Annotated in this window: 13 protein-coding genes; 5 read left to right on the top strand and 8 right to left on the bottom strand. The window is 70.0% G+C overall.

What is annotated here, in order from left to right:
• Positions 1–7: 7 nt before the first annotated feature.
• The 6 genes from MBEBAB_RS04915 to MBEBAB_RS04895 all read right to left on the bottom strand — a co-directional run bounded on the left by MBEBAB_RS04915 (position 8) and on the right by MBEBAB_RS04895 (position 6991).
• The gene (locus MBEBAB_RS04915) at positions 8–1474 is read right to left on the bottom strand and encodes a class I adenylate-forming enzyme family protein (RefSeq protein WP_021696836.1); all 1467 of its coding nucleotides are present in this window, start codon (positions 1472–1474) and stop codon (positions 8–10) included.
• Entirely contained in the window at positions 1471–2697 is a 1227-nt protein-coding gene (locus MBEBAB_RS04910) for a thiolase family protein (protein ID WP_021696835.1), read from the bottom strand. Before MBEBAB_RS04910 ends, MBEBAB_RS04915 begins: the two co-directional genes overlap by 4 nt.
• Positions 2698–2854: 157 nt before the next feature.
• Complete coding sequence (locus MBEBAB_RS04905; RefSeq protein WP_021696833.1) at positions 2855–4372, bottom strand: aldehyde dehydrogenase family protein; 1518 nt, start codon at positions 4370–4372, stop codon at positions 2855–2857.
• Entirely contained in the window at positions 4372–4734 is a 363-nt protein-coding gene (locus MBEBAB_RS17250; RefSeq protein WP_242397074.1) for a beta-ketoacyl-[acyl-carrier-protein] synthase family protein, read from the bottom strand. Before MBEBAB_RS17250 ends, MBEBAB_RS04905 begins: the two co-directional genes overlap by 1 nt.
• Positions 4692–5519, bottom strand: a complete 828-nt coding sequence (locus MBEBAB_RS04900) for a thiolase family protein (protein WP_242397073.1) — start codon at positions 5517–5519, stop codon at positions 4692–4694. Before MBEBAB_RS04900 ends, MBEBAB_RS17250 begins: the two co-directional genes overlap by 43 nt.
• A 14-nt stretch (positions 5520–5533) precedes the next feature.
• The gene (locus tag MBEBAB_RS04895; protein WP_021696831.1) at positions 5534–6991 is read right to left on the bottom strand and encodes a carotenoid oxygenase family protein; all 1458 of its coding nucleotides are present in this window, start codon (positions 6989–6991) and stop codon (positions 5534–5536) included.
• 109 nt (positions 6992–7100) lie between these two features.
• Between MBEBAB_RS04895 and MBEBAB_RS04890 the strand changes: the two genes are divergently transcribed.
• The gene (locus MBEBAB_RS04890) at positions 7101–8081 is read left to right on the top strand and encodes a winged helix-turn-helix transcriptional regulator (RefSeq protein WP_021696830.1); all 981 of its coding nucleotides are present in this window, start codon (positions 7101–7103) and stop codon (positions 8079–8081) included.
• A gap of 60 nt (positions 8082–8141) precedes the next feature.
• Here MBEBAB_RS04890 and MBEBAB_RS04885 read toward each other — a convergent pair whose 3' ends face one another.
• On the bottom strand, positions 8142–10376 hold the full coding sequence (locus MBEBAB_RS04885; protein ID WP_021696829.1) for a TonB-dependent receptor: 2235 nt from the start codon (positions 10374–10376) through the stop codon (positions 8142–8144).
• Positions 10377–10485: 109 nt separating this feature from the next.
• Between MBEBAB_RS04885 and MBEBAB_RS04880 the strand changes: the two genes are divergently transcribed.
• The 4 genes from MBEBAB_RS04880 to MBEBAB_RS04865 all read left to right on the top strand — a co-directional run bounded on the left by MBEBAB_RS04880 (position 10486) and on the right by MBEBAB_RS04865 (position 14448).
• Complete coding sequence (locus tag MBEBAB_RS04880; protein WP_021696828.1) at positions 10486–11481, top strand: DUF1295 domain-containing protein; 996 nt, start codon at positions 10486–10488, stop codon at positions 11479–11481.
• Positions 11478–12341: an SDR family NAD(P)-dependent oxidoreductase gene (locus MBEBAB_RS04875; RefSeq protein WP_021696827.1), complete on the top strand. Its 864-nt coding sequence runs from the start codon at positions 11478–11480 to the stop codon at positions 12339–12341. The genes MBEBAB_RS04880 and MBEBAB_RS04875 overlap by 4 nt, the downstream gene beginning before the upstream one ends.
• Positions 12342–12579: 238 nt before the next feature.
• Complete coding sequence (locus MBEBAB_RS04870) at positions 12580–13299, top strand: SGNH/GDSL hydrolase family protein (protein ID WP_045318886.1); 720 nt, start codon at positions 12580–12582, stop codon at positions 13297–13299.
• 57 nt (positions 13300–13356) lie between these two features.
• Positions 13357–14448, top strand: coding sequence for an ABC transporter ATP-binding protein (locus MBEBAB_RS04865; protein ID WP_021696825.1), 1092 nt, complete (start codon positions 13357–13359; stop codon positions 14446–14448).
• Here MBEBAB_RS04865 and MBEBAB_RS04860 read toward each other — a convergent pair.
• Positions 14440–17574: a discoidin domain-containing protein gene (locus tag MBEBAB_RS04860; RefSeq protein ID WP_021696824.1), complete on the bottom strand. Its 3135-nt coding sequence runs from the start codon at positions 17572–17574 to the stop codon at positions 14440–14442. The genes MBEBAB_RS04865 and MBEBAB_RS04860 overlap by 9 nt on opposite strands.
• Between the last annotated feature and the right edge of the window lie 14 nt (positions 17575–17588).

Raw genomic sequence — 17588 nt, 5'->3', positions numbered from 1 at the left:
CTCCCGGTCATTGAGGCGCCGGGTAGATCAGGGTTCTCACATCCCCGCGCACCACCTTGCCCACCGGATTGCGGGGCAGGGCGGCCAGCGGATGCAGCGTCTTGGGGGTGCGCACCGGGCCGATGGTCCGGCGCACATGGTCGATGAGGGCGGCCTCGTCGGCAAGGGCGGGATCGTAGGCCACGGCGGCCTCCAGCCGTTCGCCCCACACCGGGTCCTCCACGCCGAAGGCGCAGGCCTCGCGCACCGCCGGATGGGCGCCCAGGGCCGCCTCCACCTCGGCGGGATAGATGTTGTACCCGCCCGAGATGATCATCTCGCGCGACCGGCCGAGAATGGTCAGCAGGCCGTCGGCTTCCAGCCGTCCCAGATCGCCGGTCCTGAGCCAGCCGTCCTGGCGGGCCTCGTCCGTGGCGTCTGGATCGTCCAGATAGGCGGTGTCGGCCAGATCGCCGCCCACCAGGATCTCGCCCTCGCCCTGGTCCGCCACATCGCCCCCGGCGGTCAGCACGCGGACGGGCGTGTCGGGGAAGGGATAGCCTGCGGCGCCGCGCAGCTCCGGCCGCGCCACCTGTTCAGGCGTCAGGGCGGCGATGGTCATGGGCGCCTCGGTCTGACCGAACAGGGCGCCCAGCACCGGGCCGAAGCGCGCGACCGCCTGTTCGATGCGGGCAGGCGGCATGGGGGCGGCGGACCAGGTCAGGTGGCGCAGGGCCGTGAAGTCCCCCGGCCCGAAAGCGGCCTCCTCCATCAGCAGATAGATCAGGGTCGGCGGCATGAAGGCCACGGTGACCCGGTGCTTCAGTTCGTCCAGCATGGCCGCCCGGTCCGGCTGGGCCATCAGCACATGGGCCCCGCCCACCGCCAGCACCGGCAGCACATAGTGGGACGAGCCGTGGGTCAGGGGCGCGACCGCCAGATTCACATCGTCGGCGGTGAAGCCGTAATAGGCCTGCATGGACCGCAGGGCCGCCATGGCGCTGCGCCGGCTCTGCACCACGCCCTTGGGCTTGCCGGTCGAGCCGCCCGTGAACTTGATAGCGAAGACGCCGTCCGGGTCGTGGTCGATGGCGGGTGGCGAGCCGGGCTCGACCGCGTCGACCCAGTTTTCCAGCTCCAGACGGCGGGCGCAGGGCGCGATCTGCTCCCGCGAGGGCTGATCGACGAACAGCATGTCCAGCTCGGCGCGGCGCTGGAGGTCCGCGTTCAGGCCGGGGCCGTTGCGGGGGTTCAGCGGAACCCAGACGGCGCCCGCGCGCAGGATGGCCAGATAGGCGACCACATGACGCCAGCTGTTGGCCGCGCACAGACCGATGCGGCGGCCCCGGTCCAGCCCCCGGCGGTGGAGGTCGGCAGCCAGGGCGTCCACTCGCGCGATGAGCTCGCCATGGGTGACGATCCGGTCGCCGTCGATCAGGGCAGGGCGGTCGGCCCGCGCGCGCCAGCCGTCATAGATCACGCCGACCGGGTTCATGCGGCGCGCTCCAGAACAGTGACCACGGTGGCCGCCTCCTCGACGCCCAGAAAGCCGCCGCCGTTCTCGGCCGCGGCCATGCGCGCGCCCTCGATCTGGGCCGCCCCGGCCTCGCCCCGCAGCTGGCGGGTCAGGTCGTGCAGCTGGATGATGCCCGTGGCGCCCACCGGATGGCCCTTGGCCACCAGACCGCCCGAGGCGTTGACCGGGGTGCGGCCGCCCAGGGCGAAGTCCCCCCGCCGCAGCCGCTCGCCCGCGGTCCCCGGCCGGGCCAGACCCAGGTTCTCGATCTGCTGGATTTCGGCGTAGCTGGTGGCGTCGTGGACCTCCACCGCGTCGATGTCGTCCGGTCCGACGCCGGCCTGCTCCCAGGCCGCCAGCGCCGCGCGACGGCCGATGTGGTTGTCCATGTCCGCCGCCTCGCGCGCCGAGGCGCTGACGAGGGCGCAGCCTCGCACCCGCACGGCCCGCGCGGCGGCGCCGAGCCGCTTCAGCCCGGCCCTGTTGCACACCACCATGGCCGCCGCCCCGTCGCTGACGGGCGCGCACATGGCGCGGGTGAAGGGGAAGACAATAGGCTTGTCGGCCAGCACCTGCTCCGCGGTCATGGGGGTGCGGTATTGGGCCAGCGGGTTCAGGGCGCCCGCCGCGTGGTTCTTGGCCGCCGCATGGGCGAAGTCGGCCTGGGTCGTGCCGTGCCGGGCCATGTGGGCGCGAGCCTGGGCGGCGTACAGATCCATGAACAGGCTGCGGCCCTCGCCCGGCTCCTCGCCGCCCATCTCGCGGATGTAGGCCAGCACGCCGTCGCGGTCGTGGATGTCTGTCCCGCCCGCAAAGGCCGCAGCCACCCGCTCCGGGCGGTCGGGCCAGACCATCTTCTCGGCCCCTGCGACCAGGGCGATGTCGCCGGCGCCCGACCGCAGCCACTGCATGGCCAGCCACAGGGCGGTGGAGCCCGAGGCGCAGGCGTTTTCAACGTTGATCACCGGGATGCCGGTCAGGCCCAGCGGACGCAGGGCGATCTGGCCGCGCACGGTGTTCTGGCCCTCCAGCATGGGCTGGCGCGTATTGGCGAACCAGGCGGCCTGGATGTGGGCGGTTTCCGCGCCCGCGTCGGTCAGGGCGGCCTGCACCGCCTTGGCGGTCAGTGATTTGACGCTCTGATCCAGCCGCTTGCCCAGCGCCGTCATGCCGACCCCGGCGATGAAGACATCCGCTGTCATGCCGCCGCCGGGCGACGCCGCTGGACGATGCGGAAGCGGGAGGCGACGAAGGCGAGGTCGGCCAGACAGGCGTTGCCCGCCGGGTTCAGCCCCGAGACATGATAGTCGCTGTAGGCGGCTGCGAAATTGATCCACATGGCGCCGGTCAGATTGACGGTCAGATTGGCGCCCGCCTGCTCGTACAGCGGCGTCGCGCGGTCGATGAAGGCCTCGTCGGTGGAGTACAGATAGGACGAGATCGAGCCATGTTCGCGGGCCAGCCGGGTCGCCTCGGCCACCGCCGCATCGCCGTCCATGCGCACGACGAACAGCACCGGCCGAAATGTTCCTCGGCGTAGAGGGCGGGGTCTGACCCGTCGACCGCGACCACCAGCGGCGTCAGGGTGCGCGCCTCGGGGAACTGCGGGTGGACGTAGGGCGCGGCCTCGCGCAGCACGCGGGCCTTCGGATGCTGGTCGAGGGCGGCGCGCACATCAGCCACGGCCTTCAGGCTGACCGCGCCCTGGATGGCACCCATGATCCCTGCGGCCAGCGCCGGATCGCCGGCGATGGCGTCGATCTGCTCCACCAGCGCCTGCCCGAAGGCGTCGGCGAGATCCGGGCGCACATAGATCACCTGCGGGCTGGTGCACATCTGGGCCGAGAACAGGCACGAGGCGCGGGCGATGGCGCGGGCGGCGGCGTCCATGTCCCCGGCGGACTCCACCACCACGGTGTTGACCCCCGCTGTCTCGGTGAACAGCAGCTTGCCGGTCACCGTGCGCTCCAGATGGCCGCCGTAGCGGGGGCTGCCGGTGAAATCGACGATCTGCACCGCCGGGTGGTCCACCAGATGCTGGGCCACGGGCGCCTCAAGCGTGTCCACGGCCAGGGTGACGAGGTTGGGATCAAAGCCGTGGTCCGCCAGCACCCGGCGGCATTCGCGCACCACGATGGCCATGGGCAGCACGGCGATGGGGTGCGGCTTGACGATCACCGGGTTGCCCGTTGCGAGGCTGGCGAACATGGCCGGATAGGCGTTCCAGGTGGGGAAACTGGCGCAACAGATGACCAGACCGACGCCGCGCGGGACGATGGAATAGGTCTTGTCCAGAACCACCCGCTCGCCCGCGAAGTCGCGCTCGTAGCGGCCGTTCGGCGCCACGTCGCGCATGGCCTTGACCGCATAGGCCAGGGCCTCGATGCCCCGGTCCAGCGCATTGGGCCCCGAGCCGCTGAAGGCCTGGGTGTAGCTTTGCCCCGCTACGTGCATGACGCCGTGGGCCATCTCGAAATTGACGTCGTAGAGCCGCACCGCCATCTCGACGCATAGCGCCGCGCGCAGGTCGGGCGAGACGGCGGCCCAGTCCGGCATGGCGGCCTGCGCCGCCGCGATCAGGGCCTCTGGCGTGCTGACCGGATAGGTGACGCCCAACGGCTGCTGCGTATAGGGTGAGACCTCGGCCCCGACCCACTCGGTGACGCCCGGCAGATCCAGCGCGAACCGCTGGCCCAGCTGCGCCTCGAAGGCGGCCTTTCCGGCCACCGGCTTGTCCGGGCCGTGGATCTTCGTCGAGGGCGAGTCCTTGAACGGCGACCAGGCGCGGCGGGTGCGGATGGCGTCCAGCGCGCTTTCGATCAGGTCCGCGTGACGGGCCACGACGGCGTCGCGGGGCGCGGGCGAGCGGGCGTCCATCAGCGGCCTCCCATGCGCTCGACGATCATGGCCGAGCCGACTCCTTGCGCGCCCGCCGCGACCACCAGGCCATAGCGGCCCTCGCACGCGTCCAGCGCGTCCAGCAGCGACGACAGCAGGATGGCGCCCGTGGCCCCCATGGGGTGCCCCTTGGCCAGGTGGCCGCCGCCTACATTGACCTTGTCCGGATCCACGTCCCGCTCACGCAGGAAGGTGACGATGGTGACGGCGAAGGCCTCCATGAACTCGATGCGGTCCATGTCGGACAGGGTCAGGCCCGCCCGCTCCAGCACCCGGTCCATGGCGGTGAAGCCTGCGGTCAGGGAGGCGGCCGGATCGCCGCCGACCTCCACATGGGCCACGATGCGCGCCCGGGCGCCTCGGTCTCGGACGAGACCAGCGTCAGCCCGGCGCCGTCGGCCATGGGCGGGGCGTGGGCCACGGTGTGTCGATGATCGATGGCCCGGCCTTCCAGGGCGTCCGCATAGGGCGCGGCCATCTCGGCGAAGGCGGCGGGCAGCTTGCCCAGTTTCTCCAGCGTCGTCGGCCGGGCGCATTCGTCGCTGTTCAGCCCGTTCAGCGCGATGCGCGAGGCGACCAGCGGGCCGCCTTCGGCGTCGACCGTGCGGGACTGGGAGACCAGCGCCGCCTGATCCATCTCGGCTCGGGACACGCCCGCATCCTCGGCCAGCCGGTCGGCGGCGACGGCCACCGGCAGATAGCGGGTGCGGGCCGGGAAGGACGCGTCGGCGTAATAGTCGGCGCGGTCGCCCATGAACGGCACGCGCGACATCATCTCGACCCCGCCCGCCAGCACCGAGCGGGCGCGGCCGGTCTGGACCATGTCGGCGGCCTGTCCGATGGCGGTCAGACCCGACACGCAATAGTTGTTGATGCTCCACGCCGCCGTTTCGTCCGGCAGGCCGGCGTGCAGCTTGGACACCAGCGCCACATTGGCGCCCTGGGCGCCAACCTGTCCGACACAGCCGACGATCAGCGCCTCGGCTCCGCGGGCGTCATGGCCGCGGGTCTCGATGGCGTCGATCAGTCCGCCGATCAGTTCGTGGGGCTTCAGCGCCGCCAGCCCGCCGTCGGGGCGGGCCCTGGCGCGGGGCGTGCGGACGGCGTCGTGGATGTAGGCGTTCATCAATCAGGCGGCCTTCAGCTGGTCGCCGCGCGCCAGGTGCCATGGAAGCCCGCGGGCACACGCACCGGCAGGATGACCCGCGCCACCGGCCCGGCCTCCATGTTCTGCGCATCGATCACCTGCACCTCGGACTTGCCGGTCTCGGCGTCGGTCACGAAGGCGATGACATAGCCGTCGTCCTCGGCCGTCGCGCCGACGCGCGGGGCGAAGGCGGGCTCGGAGCCGAACTGCGACGGCTGGTAGTCCCAGGTCCGCGCGGCGCCGGTCTCGAGGTCGTACTTGATGAGGCCCTTGAAGCTCTGCAGCTCCCTGGGCGCCATGGCCACGTGATAGGACCACTTCGTGGGCCGCGAGGCATAGTCCAGATTGACCACCGGGAACTCGCCGATGCGGTCGTCCAGCTGGCGCTTCTTCACCTCGCCGGTCTTCATGTTCATGCGCCATTCCACCGGCACGGCGTGCAGGGCCAGCACGTTCACCATGGCGGCGTAGGGGCCGTACTCCGGGTTCGGCGGGAAGCCGTTGGGCGTCATCATGCAGGCGGTCATGACCACCTCGTCGCCGTCCTCCCAGGCGTTCACCACGTGATAGATGTAGCAGCTGTCGGTCTCGAACCAGCGGACCTGATCCCCCGAGCCGTTGCGCGGGACCACGCCGAAGCGGGCCGGCTGGTCGGCGAAATGGATGTTCCAGGTGCTGCGCTTCAGCCCGCCGTCGGTGAACACCACCGGCAGGTCGTGCAGGATGACGTAGTTCTCGGTCAGACCCATGTCGTGGGGCAGGCGCGGTCCCGGCAGCTCGACGCGGGCGAAATGGGTCAGCTCATTGGTCGGGCTGACCACGCCGAAGGTCATCCAGGGTTCGTAGAGCGAATAGTCGAAGAACACGAACTCGCCGGTCTTCGGATCCACCTTGGAGTGGGCGGAGACGTGGCGCGACAGGGCTCCGCCGAAGGTCTCGGTCCCGATGGTCTCCAGGGTCCGCGCGTCGATGCGCACCGGATGGCCCGAGATGTACCACAGCGCCATCAGCGACCCGTTGTGCAGCACCAGATCGGTGTTGGCCGTGTCCTTGTAGACCTTGTCGCCGCGCGTGGACGACGGATCGGCGCGGGTGGAGGGCTCCATCACCCCGCCCGCGCCGCAGCCGCCGTTGAGGTCCGCCACATGGTCCGCCGAGCGGACGTAGCGGTTGCGGTACTCGGCCTTGCCGTTCTCGAACCAGACGGCGTGGACCATGCCGTCGCCGTCGAACCAGTGGTGCATGCCCTGGGGCGCCTGGGCGGGATTCGGCCCGTTTCGATAGAAGGCGCCGTGCAGATCCTGCGGGATTTCCCCGATCACAGGCAGGTCGATGGCCGTGGTCTCACGTGAGACCGGCTCATAGGCGCCCTGGATATAGGGGTTGAGCGTATTCAGCGGGCTCAGCGGCCCGGTTTCGATACGGCGTGCGGCGGCGGCGTCGTCGGCCATGGCAATTGCCTCCAGAAACTTTTCAGAACAGACCTTCGGACATTTGGTCGCTTAACGCAAGCGTTGGCGTCACGCCTCGACCCCGCCGCGAATTGGAGTAGAGGGAGATATGCAGACCAGTGAAGAGCGTGCGGACGAGCCGGACATGCGGGCCCTGATCATGGGCAATCCGGTGGCGCGGGCCTTCGCCATCACCGGCGACGCCTGGACCCAATTGATCCTGCGCGAGGCGTTCTACGGCGTGCGCCGCTTCAGCGCCTGGCGCGATCAGCTCGGCGCGCCGCGCAGCGTTCTGGCTGACCGCCTGCAACGCCTGACGGCCGCCGGAATGCTCGAAACCCGGCCTGTGGCCGAAGGCGGGGCGAGGCTGGAGTACCGCCTCACCGCCATGGGGCTGGACATGTTCGGCGTGGCGGTCATGCAGGGACAGTGGGAACGGAAATGGGCCCGCTCGCCGCTGCAGGAGCGCTATGCCTTGCGCTTCTATGACCGCCAGACCGGAGACCGGCTCGAGCCGGTGGTGCTGGGCTATGAGCATGGGACCCCGGCGGGGATCGACAATGTGGTCTGGGCGGTCACGGCGCCCATGACGCCGATCGCCCCGCCGACCTCGCGCAGACGCCGCTCGCAGCCCATCGAGACGGACCGGCCCATCATCGACCGCTCCACCGACATCATGGGCGACTATTGGAGCTGGGCCGTGCTGTCGGCGGCCTATTTCCGTCTGCGTCGCTTTGACGAGATTCACGCCGCCCTGGGCGTCGCCACCAATATTCTGGCGGACCGGCTGTCGCGTCTGGTGCTGCACGGGGTGCTGGAGCGCAAACCCTATCAGGACGCGCCCGTGCGTTACGAATACCGCCTGACCGAGGCCGGGCGCGACATGTACCCCATCGTTCTGGCCATGCACGGCTGGAGCGAGCGCTGGCTGTATCCGGATGAAAGCCCGCCCCTGCGGCTCAAGAGCAGGACGACGGGGGAGATTCTTTCGCCGGTGGTCTGCGACCGGTCGACGGGCCGGGCCATCGACCCGCGTCGGGTGCGCTGGGAAGTCGAGCGTGAAGCCGCGCCTAAGGGCGGCGCCCCCTGACGCGAAAAGGCCGCCGCCGCGGGGATGCGGCGACGGCCTGGTTTCAGTCTCGATGTGACCTCAGAACGTACGGCTCAAGGCGATGCCGAACGAGCGCGGCGGCCCGAACACGCTGAAGCCGACGCCCACGTTCTTGATGACGTGGTTGCGGTACTCCTCGTCGGTCAGGTTTTTGCCGTAGACCGACACCTTGAAGCCGTTGTCCGTCTCCCAGGACGCGAAGGCGCTCAGCAGGCCGTAGGAGGGGATCAGCACCTCGGGGTTGTTGGACGGGTCAAAGAAGTAGTCGTCCGTCCATTGGTAATCGATGCGCGTGGCCAGGGTGCCTTGCCCCACACGCCATTCACCGTCGGCGTAGAGGGTGTACTGGCTCTCCGGAGAACGCGGCAGGATGTTGCCCTCATAGGGCAGCGTGCCGCCCGCCGAGATCGCGTCCGAGGTGAACTGGGCGTCCAGGCTGGTGTACGATCCTCCGATGGTGATGGCGGAGGTGACGGCCAGGGCCGTCTCGATCTCGAAGCCCTCAACCTCGGCCTGGGCGTTGGAGGCGACCAGGTTCAGTCCGGCCAGCTCATTGACCTGCAGGTCGGTGTAGTCCAGCCGGAACGCCGCCGCATTGAAGCGCAGCCGTCCGTCAAACACCGTGGTCTTGGCGCCGATCTCGTAGTTGTCCAGCAGTTCCGAGCTCAGCGGCTGCACAGCCTGGGCGCCGGTCTGGGCCGCGCTGATATAGGCGCCGGCCTTGTAGCCCCGGTCGTAGCTCGCATAGAAGCGCACGTCCGGCAGGGGCTCCACCGACAGGGCGACCCGCCAGGTGGGCTCCTCGAAGGTGGTGCTGGCGCTGACGTCATAGGGTGATCCCGTCGGTCCCAGGGGGATGCCCGGCGGCCCGTTCAGACCAAGGTCGTTGTCGATAGCCACCTGATGGACTTCGCGCTCGTCGTGGGTCCAGCGGGCGCCCAGGGTCAGCTCCCAGATGCTCGCGAAGGGGATCGCCGCCTGACCGAACACCGCATAGCTGGTGTTGGTGGCATCCTGGAAGAAGGTGGTGTCGCCGCCGAAAATGGGCGGGGCGATGGGCAGGGCGGTCTCCACAATGAAGCGCTCGGTGCGGACCACGTTCTCACGGAAGAGATAGACGCCCGCCACCCAGTTGATGTTGGAATCCGCCGCCGAAACGAAGCGGAACTCCTGGCTGAACTGGTCGGCCTGTTCTTCGGCTCGATTGTCCACCCGCAGGGGGAAGGCCGGATAGGTCAGGCCGCCCAGATTGTCGCGCCAGTCGTAGTCGTTGTCGCGATAGGAGGTCAGGGATACGAAGCCGAAATTGTCGCCCTGCCATTCCGCCCGGCCGGTGATGCCCCAGTTGGTGCGGTTCTGATAGGTGGCGTCCGGGTTCAGGGTCTCGCGGATGTCGAGGCCGGCGCGCAGGTTGTTGATGACGGCGACGAAAGGCGCGGGGGTCGTGGCGACGGTGACCGGAATGCGCGCCTGGCCGTCCATCTCCTCCATGCTGCCGTCGAAGCCTGCCAGGAAGCTCCAGTTCCCGGCCTCGCGCAGAACCTGGCCGCGCAGGCCGAAGGACGTCCCGCCATGCAGGTCCGCGCCCGTGAGCACGTTCTCGGCGTAGCCGTCGTTGGTGCTGAAGCGGAAGGCGATACGGCCCGCGGTGTCCTCGGCGATCTCGCCATTGAACACGCCTTCCAGGCCCATCTCGTTGAAGCTGCCATACCGGGCCGTCAACTGGCCGAAGGGCGCGAAGTCAGGCCGGTTCGTATAGACGTTCAGCGCCCCGCCCGAGGCGTTGCGTCCATACAGCGTGCCCTGGGGCCCGCGCAGGATTTCCACTCGTTGCACATCCATGAAGGCCAGGGCGCTGGCGCCCGCGCGGCCGATGGAGACCTCGTCGATGGACACGCCGATGGACGGGTCGCTGGCGGCGGAGTCGCTGGTGGTGCCGACGCCGCGCACGAAGATCTGCGGCTCGCCAACGTTGAACTGGGTCATGGTGACGCCCGGGGCCTTGCCCGCGACGTCCTGAAGACCGGTCGCGGCCGTGCGCTCCAGCATCTCCTGACTGAAGGCTGTGACGGCGATGGGCACTTCCTGAAGGCCCTGTTCCCGACGCTGGGCGGTGATGATGATTTCGTCGAGCGTGACAGAGCCCGGCTGGGCCTGCTCGGTCTGTTGCGCGACGGCCGGGGCGGCGAATCCGGCCGTCACGGCCAGGGCCGCCGTCGACACGCCGGCCAGACGCCGACGCCAGGACGAACCGCGCATATTGATGCTGGTCAAGACATTCCCTCCGGTGTGTTCGGCCCTTTACGGGCTCGTTGCAGGAGTAGCTTGCGCTAATGAACCAGTTTTGCAAGTCTTTTTACGCAAGCGTGATTGAGGGCGACGAATGACGGACATTTCATCCATGGGCGTGGTCGGCGTTTTATGGGCGGCCATGGCTGTCCTGTGGCTGGCCCTGATCCCGGCGGGGACGCGCGGGCGGGCCTGGCACTACGGCCTCGCCGCCGCACCACTGGCGTTCATCGGCCTGGCGGCGGTCGCTCCGGAATCCGCCCTGCGCGACAGTCTCCACATCTGGATTCTGCCTGGCGGGGCAGGGGTGCTGGGCGTGATGGCCGTGGCCTGGCTGTGGGGAACTCTGGCCCGGAATCACGGCGTCATGGACATCTGCTATCCCGCTGCGGCGGCGGCCGTGGCGGTCCTGACCCTGGCGGCTTCAGGGCGCGCGCTCACAGGACCCGACCTGCTGCTCATAGTGTTTCTGGTGATCGGGGCCGGGCGGCTGATCATCCAGACCTGGGGCCACAACATGGGCGCCGAGCGCCAGCCCTACGCCCACTGGCGGGCCCGCCACGGGTCACGATGGCTGTGGTGGAGCGCCTTTCAGGTGCACCTGCTTCAGGGCGTGACCCTCTGGCTGTGGTCGGCGCCCATCGTCTTCGCCCTGACCGTCCCGGAGAGTGTTTCCGGGACCACCCGCTGGGGCTTCGCCATCGCGGGCGTCGCCGTCTGGCTGGGCGGCTTCACGCTACAGACCCTCGCTGACCGGCAACTGGCGGCCTTCAAGGCGGACACCGCCAACCGCGGCCGCCTGCTGGACACCGGGGTGTGGGCCTTGGTGCGGCATCCCAACTATCTGGGCGAGACGGTGATGTGGGCCGCGTGGTTCGTGTTCGCCCTGGCCCATCCGTGGGGCTGGATCACCCTGTTCGCGCCGCTCTTCACCGGCTGGTTCATGGGCTACGCTTCCGCCGCGCCGTTCAAGGAGGCGCACATGGCCCGCACCCGCGGCGAAGCCTGGACCGCCTACTGCGCCCGCACGCCCCGCTTCCTGCCCTGGCCGCGCGCCCGCGCCGCCGACACTCTGAGGAAACCGTCATGAGCGCCCTGAAGGATCGCGTCATCGTCGTCACCGGGGCGGGCAGGGGCCTTGGCCGCGCCTATGCCCTCGATCTGGCGGCGCGCGGCGCCCGGGTGGTGGTCAACACCCGGCCCCGCCCCGCCGATGCGCCCGGCTCGGCCGAGGCTGTGGTGGCCGAGATCGAGGCCCGGGGCGGCCGCGCCGTCGCCGCGCCCGTAGCGGTGGAGGAGGCGGACTCCGGCGAGCGCCTGCTGGCGGCGGCGCTCGACGCCTTCGGCCGCATCGACGGCCTGCTGAACAACGCCGGCGCGCCCGAGGCCTCGACCCTGCACAAACAGACCGCCGAGGAATTCCGCGCCAATTTCGAGGTCAATTTCTTCGGCACCCTGACTCCGACCCTGCCCATCTACAGGCACATGCGCGAGAGGGGCGGCGGCCGGATTCTGGTGTCCACGTCCACCGCCGGGCTGCACGGGGTTCACGGCATGGCGGCGTATTCGGCGTCAAAGGCCGGCCTGATCGGCCTGATGCGCGTCATCGCCCTGGAAGGGGCCAGCCGCAACGTCGCCGCCAACGCCATCGCCCCTTTCGCCGACACCGGCATGACCGGCGAATACCTGTCGCCCGAGCAGGCCGCCCGCCTGTCCCCCGAGCGGGTCGCCCCCGTGGCCAGCTGGCTCATGTCGCCCGACTGTCCGCTGACCGGCGAGACCGTCACCACGGGCGCCGGCGGCGTGCGCCTCGCCGCCCGCGTGGAGGGCGAGGCCCAGTGGCTGCCCGACGGCTTCGGGCCCGACGACCTGACCGCGCGGGTGGATGCTCTCAAGGCCCGCGAGGCTGGCGCGACTACCCGGAGGGCATGGCCGCCTTCGCGCATCTGATGGCGGGCGGCTAGACGGTCCCGGCCGCCCGCCGCCTTCATCATAGGCGGTTCGCACGACATCCCGTTGACCTGGATACCGGACCCGGCGACGTTTCGCAGGCCGGGCGTGAGCAATGGAAAAGGGGTGCTGTCAGTCCAGTACCGACTTGTGCCTGCCGGTTGCAGACTGGCATCGACGTCGTCATTCACGAACGGTGACCCTTCGAGCAGGGTGACCACAGTAAGAGGCTTTCCCCATGCGTATCCTTCTCGCGCTCGTGATGTCCGCCGCCGCGACGCCGGCGATGGCCCAGTGCCCGCCCGACGCCGATTTTCTGACGCTGAACCGCCCGCTGGATGCCGCCCGCGCCGCGGTTGCGGACGGGCGCCTGACCATCCTGGCCATGGGGTCGTCCAGCATTGAGGGCATAGGGGCTTCGGCGCCGGACCTGAGCTTCGTGCCGCTGCTTGAGCGCGGACTGGAAGCGCGCTTGCCGGGCGTCGAGGTCACGGTCGTAAACCGGGGCATCGGCGGCGAGAACGCGGGCCAGACCGCCGCGCGGTTTCCCGCCGAAATCGAGGCGGCCGACCCCGACCTGATCCTGTGGCAGCTGGGCGCCAATGACGTGCTTCAGGACCGGACCGAGGACGCCTTCCTGACGGACTTCCGTGCGGGTCAGGATCTGTTGTCCGAGAGCGAGGCGGACGTGATCGTGATCGATTCCCAGCGGGTGCCCGAGGACCGCGACCTGGACTTCATCCGGGGCCGCAACCCGGCGCTCGGCGCCTTCGCCGCCCTGACCGCGCTGGAGGCGGGCCGCGTCGGCTACGGGGTGTTCAACCGGTTCGAGACCATGACCGGCTGGGCCGACGTGGACAACGGCGGCGTCGGGCCGGACGGGCTGCATCTGAATGACGCGGGCTATGCCTGCTGGGCCGAACTGACCGCCGAAAGCCTGGCCGGCGCCTTGCGTTGACCCCTCGATGTAAACGTTTACCTTGAGGCCCGGAAACGCTCACGGACAAGAGAAACAATGGCGAATGTCACCCTCGAAGGGGTCAGGAAGAACTTCGGCGCCACGGAGGTGATCCGGGGCGTGGACCTCACCATCGAGGACGGCGAGTTCGTGGTCTTTGTCGGCCCGTCGGGCTGTGGCAAGTCCACGCTGCTTCGCCTGATCGCGGGGCTGGAGGACCTGACCGGCGGCGACGTCCTGATCGGCGACCGCAACGTCAGCGGCGAGGCCCCGGCGGACCGCGGCATCGCCATGGTGTTCCAGTCCTACGCCCTCTACCCCCACATGACCGTGCGCCAGAACATGGGCTTCGGCCTCAAGCTGGCGAAGACCGACAAGGCCGAGGTCGACCGCCGGGTCAACGCGGCGGCCGAGGTGCTGACCATCACCGACCTGCTGGACCGCAAGCCCAAGCAGCTGTCCGGCGGGCAGCGCCAGCGCGTCGCCATCGGCCGGGCCATCGTGCGCGAGCCCCAGGTCTTCCTGTTCGACGAACCCCTGTCCAACCTGGACGCCGCCCTGCGCGTGCGCATGCGCTACGAGTTCGCCCGACTGCACGGCGAACTGAAGACCACCATGATCTACGTCACCCACGACCAGGTGGAGGCCATGACCCTGGCCGACCGCATCGTGGTGCTGTCGGCGGGACGCATCGAGCAGGTGGGCGCGCCCATGGACCTGTACGAGCATCCGGACAATCTGTTCGTGGCCGGATTCATCGGCAGCCCGCGCATGAACTTCCTCACGGCCGAAGTGGTGGAGGCCTCAGCCGGCGGCGCCATGGTGCGCACGGCGGCGGGCGAGGCCTTGACCGTGGCGGTGGACGCCGCGCGCGCGAAGCCCGGCGACCCCGTCACCCTGGGCGTGCGGCCTGAACACCTGACCCTGACCGGGGGCGACAACGCCCTGACCGCCCGCGCCGATTTCGTCGAGACCCTGGGCCACGCCACCTATGCCTATCTGGCCCATGACGCGGCCGCAGACGGCATCACCTGCCAGCTGCCCGGCGATGTGCGGCCGAAGGCGGGCGAGGCCCTGACGGTCCATGTGCCCCGCGCCCAGGCCCATCTGTTCGACGCGGACGGGCAGGCGTTCCAGCGGCTAGCGTAAGATCTCAACCCGCCGGGCGTTGGCGGGGATGGTCAGGTTCAGCCCGTCCCATGTGACCGGTTCGCTATCGATGACCGTGCGGCCCGGCGCGGGCGCATCCGATGGCCAGGACAGAACGAAGCCCGCAGGCGGCGCCGCGTCGCCGTCCAGCGTCAGGGTCCAGCCGCCCTGCGACGGCGTCAGGGCCCAGGTCATGGCGCCCCAGGGCGTGCGCACATCTCTGACCCCCACGCCCGCCGGGTCGTCCAGCCAGCGGCCGGGCACGCCTGCCGCCAGCACCAGGGCCTCGCCCCGGTCGTGCACGAACAGGTCCAGCGCCGAGCGGATGTAGTCCGAGCTGATCCAGGCGTGGGGCATGTCGCCGATGAAGCGCGGCTCGCGCTTGTCGCGCACCACCACCTCGGCCCAGCCGTTCCAGGCCCGGGGCCGCACGTCGCCGAAGAAGAAGTCCAGCGCCGCCAGCGCCCGCTCCCGCTGCCCCAGCCGCACGAAGGCCCCGACGTTGCGCAACTCGTAGGGGGTGTAGTCGTCCCAGTCGCGGCGGTTCTCGATCCGCTGCTCGAATTCCGTCCAGTAGCGCTCGAAGGTGTTGGCCAGCAGGGCAGGGTCCAGCCGCGCCTGCTCCCCGCCCGGCGACAGCCCAATGGTGGTGGAGGTGGGATCGAAGTCCCCCCGGTCCGCCGCCCCGGCGATGAAGTCGATGCCATGGTGATCGGCCGTGGCGCGGATGGAGGCGTGCAGGTCCCCCGCGAACTCATCGCGCGCCGCGGCGATGCGGGCCGCCGCTTCGGTCTCGCCGAGCGCCTCGGCGATGAACACCGCGTCCTTGTAGCCCAGCAGACCCCAGAAATCGTCCCAGTAGGAATAGGCCGGCTGGTCCGAATAGCCCTCGTGGCTGATGGTCGGCGGCAGCAGGCCGTACAGATGGCGCCGCTCCGGCGTCCGGTTCTCCGCCGTCCGCTCCGAGGCGCGCAACTGGTCCATATAGCCGATGGCGCCGCGCACCTGCGGCCACACCGACCGCAGCAGGTCGAGGTCGCCGTTGTAGCGATAGGTCTCGGCGGCCAGGAAGATGAACTCGCCGTGGCTGTCGTTCTCCGGCACCGGGTCGGCGCCGCGCGCGTCGACGCAGCACGGCACCTTGCCGTCGCTGAAGATGTAGGGCGTGAACCAGCGCAGATAGTCCGCCGACACATCGACCCAGCCCAGCCGGTTCAGCCCTTCGGCGATCATGGCGCCGTCCCGGATCCACGAGCGATTGTAGGAGCGGGTGCCCGGCTTCAGGTTGGGCCCGTCGCGCGACATCAGGATATGGGCCAGCGAGGAGCGCATGGTGTCGACGATGCGCTGTCCCTCGTCGGGCACGGTGATGTCGAAGCGGTCCAGCTTCTCGCGCCAGACGGCGGCGGTACGCTGCTCCACGCCGTCCAGCACCGCCTCCGGCGCGCCGGTCAGGGCGGGCAGGGCGCCCTCCAGCGGCGCGGCCCAGCCGACCACGCGGCTTTCGCCCGGCGCCAGCGTCACGCGCCAGGTCATGGCGGCGGCCGCGAGGCCGGTATCGTCCTGAACCGAATGGGACGCCTCGCGACCCGAGGCGATCAGGCTCTGCGGATCGGCGCCCGCGTCGAAGGTGGCGGCCGTCACCGCGTCCGGCGCCGACAGGGGCGTCACGGCGAAGGCCTCGCCGAGGCGCAGGCGCCGGCCGTCCCAGTCGATGCGCGTCACGGGGCTGACCCCGCCCGGCGTGGACAGGAACTGCACCGGGCCGTTCACCTGCAGAGGTCGAGCCGCCAGCGCCAGGGTCAGGTCCAGCGTCCGGTTGGAGATGTTGGTCAGCACATAGCGGCCGTACAGTGCGGCCTGCTCCGGCGCGCCCTCGGCCATGGCGGTGACGTCCAGCGTCCAGTCCTCGGCGGTCCAGCGCACGGACGGGATGGGCAGATAATCGTCCATCAGGCTCTGGGCCACGCCCACGTCCGCCCAGGTGATCAGCCGACCGTTCTCCACCACGAAGGGCTCCACCGAGGGCCCGCCGCGGCCCAACTCGATAGCGCCGTCCTCGCCCATCAGACCGCTGTCGCCGCCGCCGTCCACACCCACCAGCGTCCAGTAGGGCTGCTCGCCGTGGAAACCGCGCGGATACAGGCCCCGCCGCGCCTCCTCGGCCACCGCCGTGACGAAGCTGGTGGCGTCCTCGCCGAAGCTCAGGGGTTCGATCTCGATCTCGTTCAGGGCGTAGGCCTCGCCCGGCCCGTCCATCAGGTCCAGCCGCAGCCAGCGTGCGGCGGTCTCGGTCAGCAGGATCGGGTCGGCCCCGCCGTTGCCCCCGGTCACCTCGCGCAGCCGGGTCCAGCGCCGCCCGTCCGACGAGGTCGAGACGGTGTAACGGGTCGCCTGTTCGTCTTCGGCCCACCGCAGGGTCACGCCCCCGAACTCGCGCTCATAGCCCAGATCAAGCGTCAGGCCCTGGGCCCCGACCGCCGCGCTGCGCCACGGGGTCTCGGGGTCGCCGTCCACCGCCTGTCCGGCGGCGAACACGCCGGCTTCGGAGGTGGCGGCGGCGATGGGCCGGGGCGGCGACGACGGCTCGGGCGGCAGTTCAAGCAGGGTCAGCTGATCCACCTCGATGAAGCCCACGCCGCCTTCGCCCGCGGCGATGACGAACTCGATGCGCTCCGATCCGCGATAGACGGGGTCGGGGTTCGGGCCCCACGCCTTGACGATGTGCCGGCGGCGGATGGTGACCAGGGTCCAGTCGTCGGGCGCTTCCCAACGGGTGACCTGACGCCAGTGGACATTGTCCACCGAGGCGTCCGTGAACTTGACCTCGAAGGTGTTGGCGGGCCCCGCGCCGCGCACCCGGAAGCTGATCTCGTAGTTGGCGGGGGGGGCGATGACGAGCGGGCGCGCCGCGAAGGCGTAGCCGGACACATCGTTGAAATCATAGTCCAGCCGCAGGGCGTGCCCGTCGTAGCCGTCCACCTGGCTGACCCGGGCGCTGATGTCGGTTGAGGCGTCCGCGCTCCAGGCCGAGATGTCCTCGAAATCGTCCAGCACGGTCTCCTGCGCCATGGCGGCGCCGGGCAGGATCAGGACGAACAGGGCGATCAGAAGACGGGTCAGCATGGCTTACGCACTCA

Source organism: Brevundimonas abyssalis TAR-001, from assembly GCF_000466985.1.
Lineage (GTDB): Bacteria > Pseudomonadota > Alphaproteobacteria > Caulobacterales > Caulobacteraceae > Brevundimonas > Brevundimonas abyssalis.
Note: the sequence above shows the minus strand (reverse complement) of the source record. Positions and strands in the feature narration are given on the sequence as shown.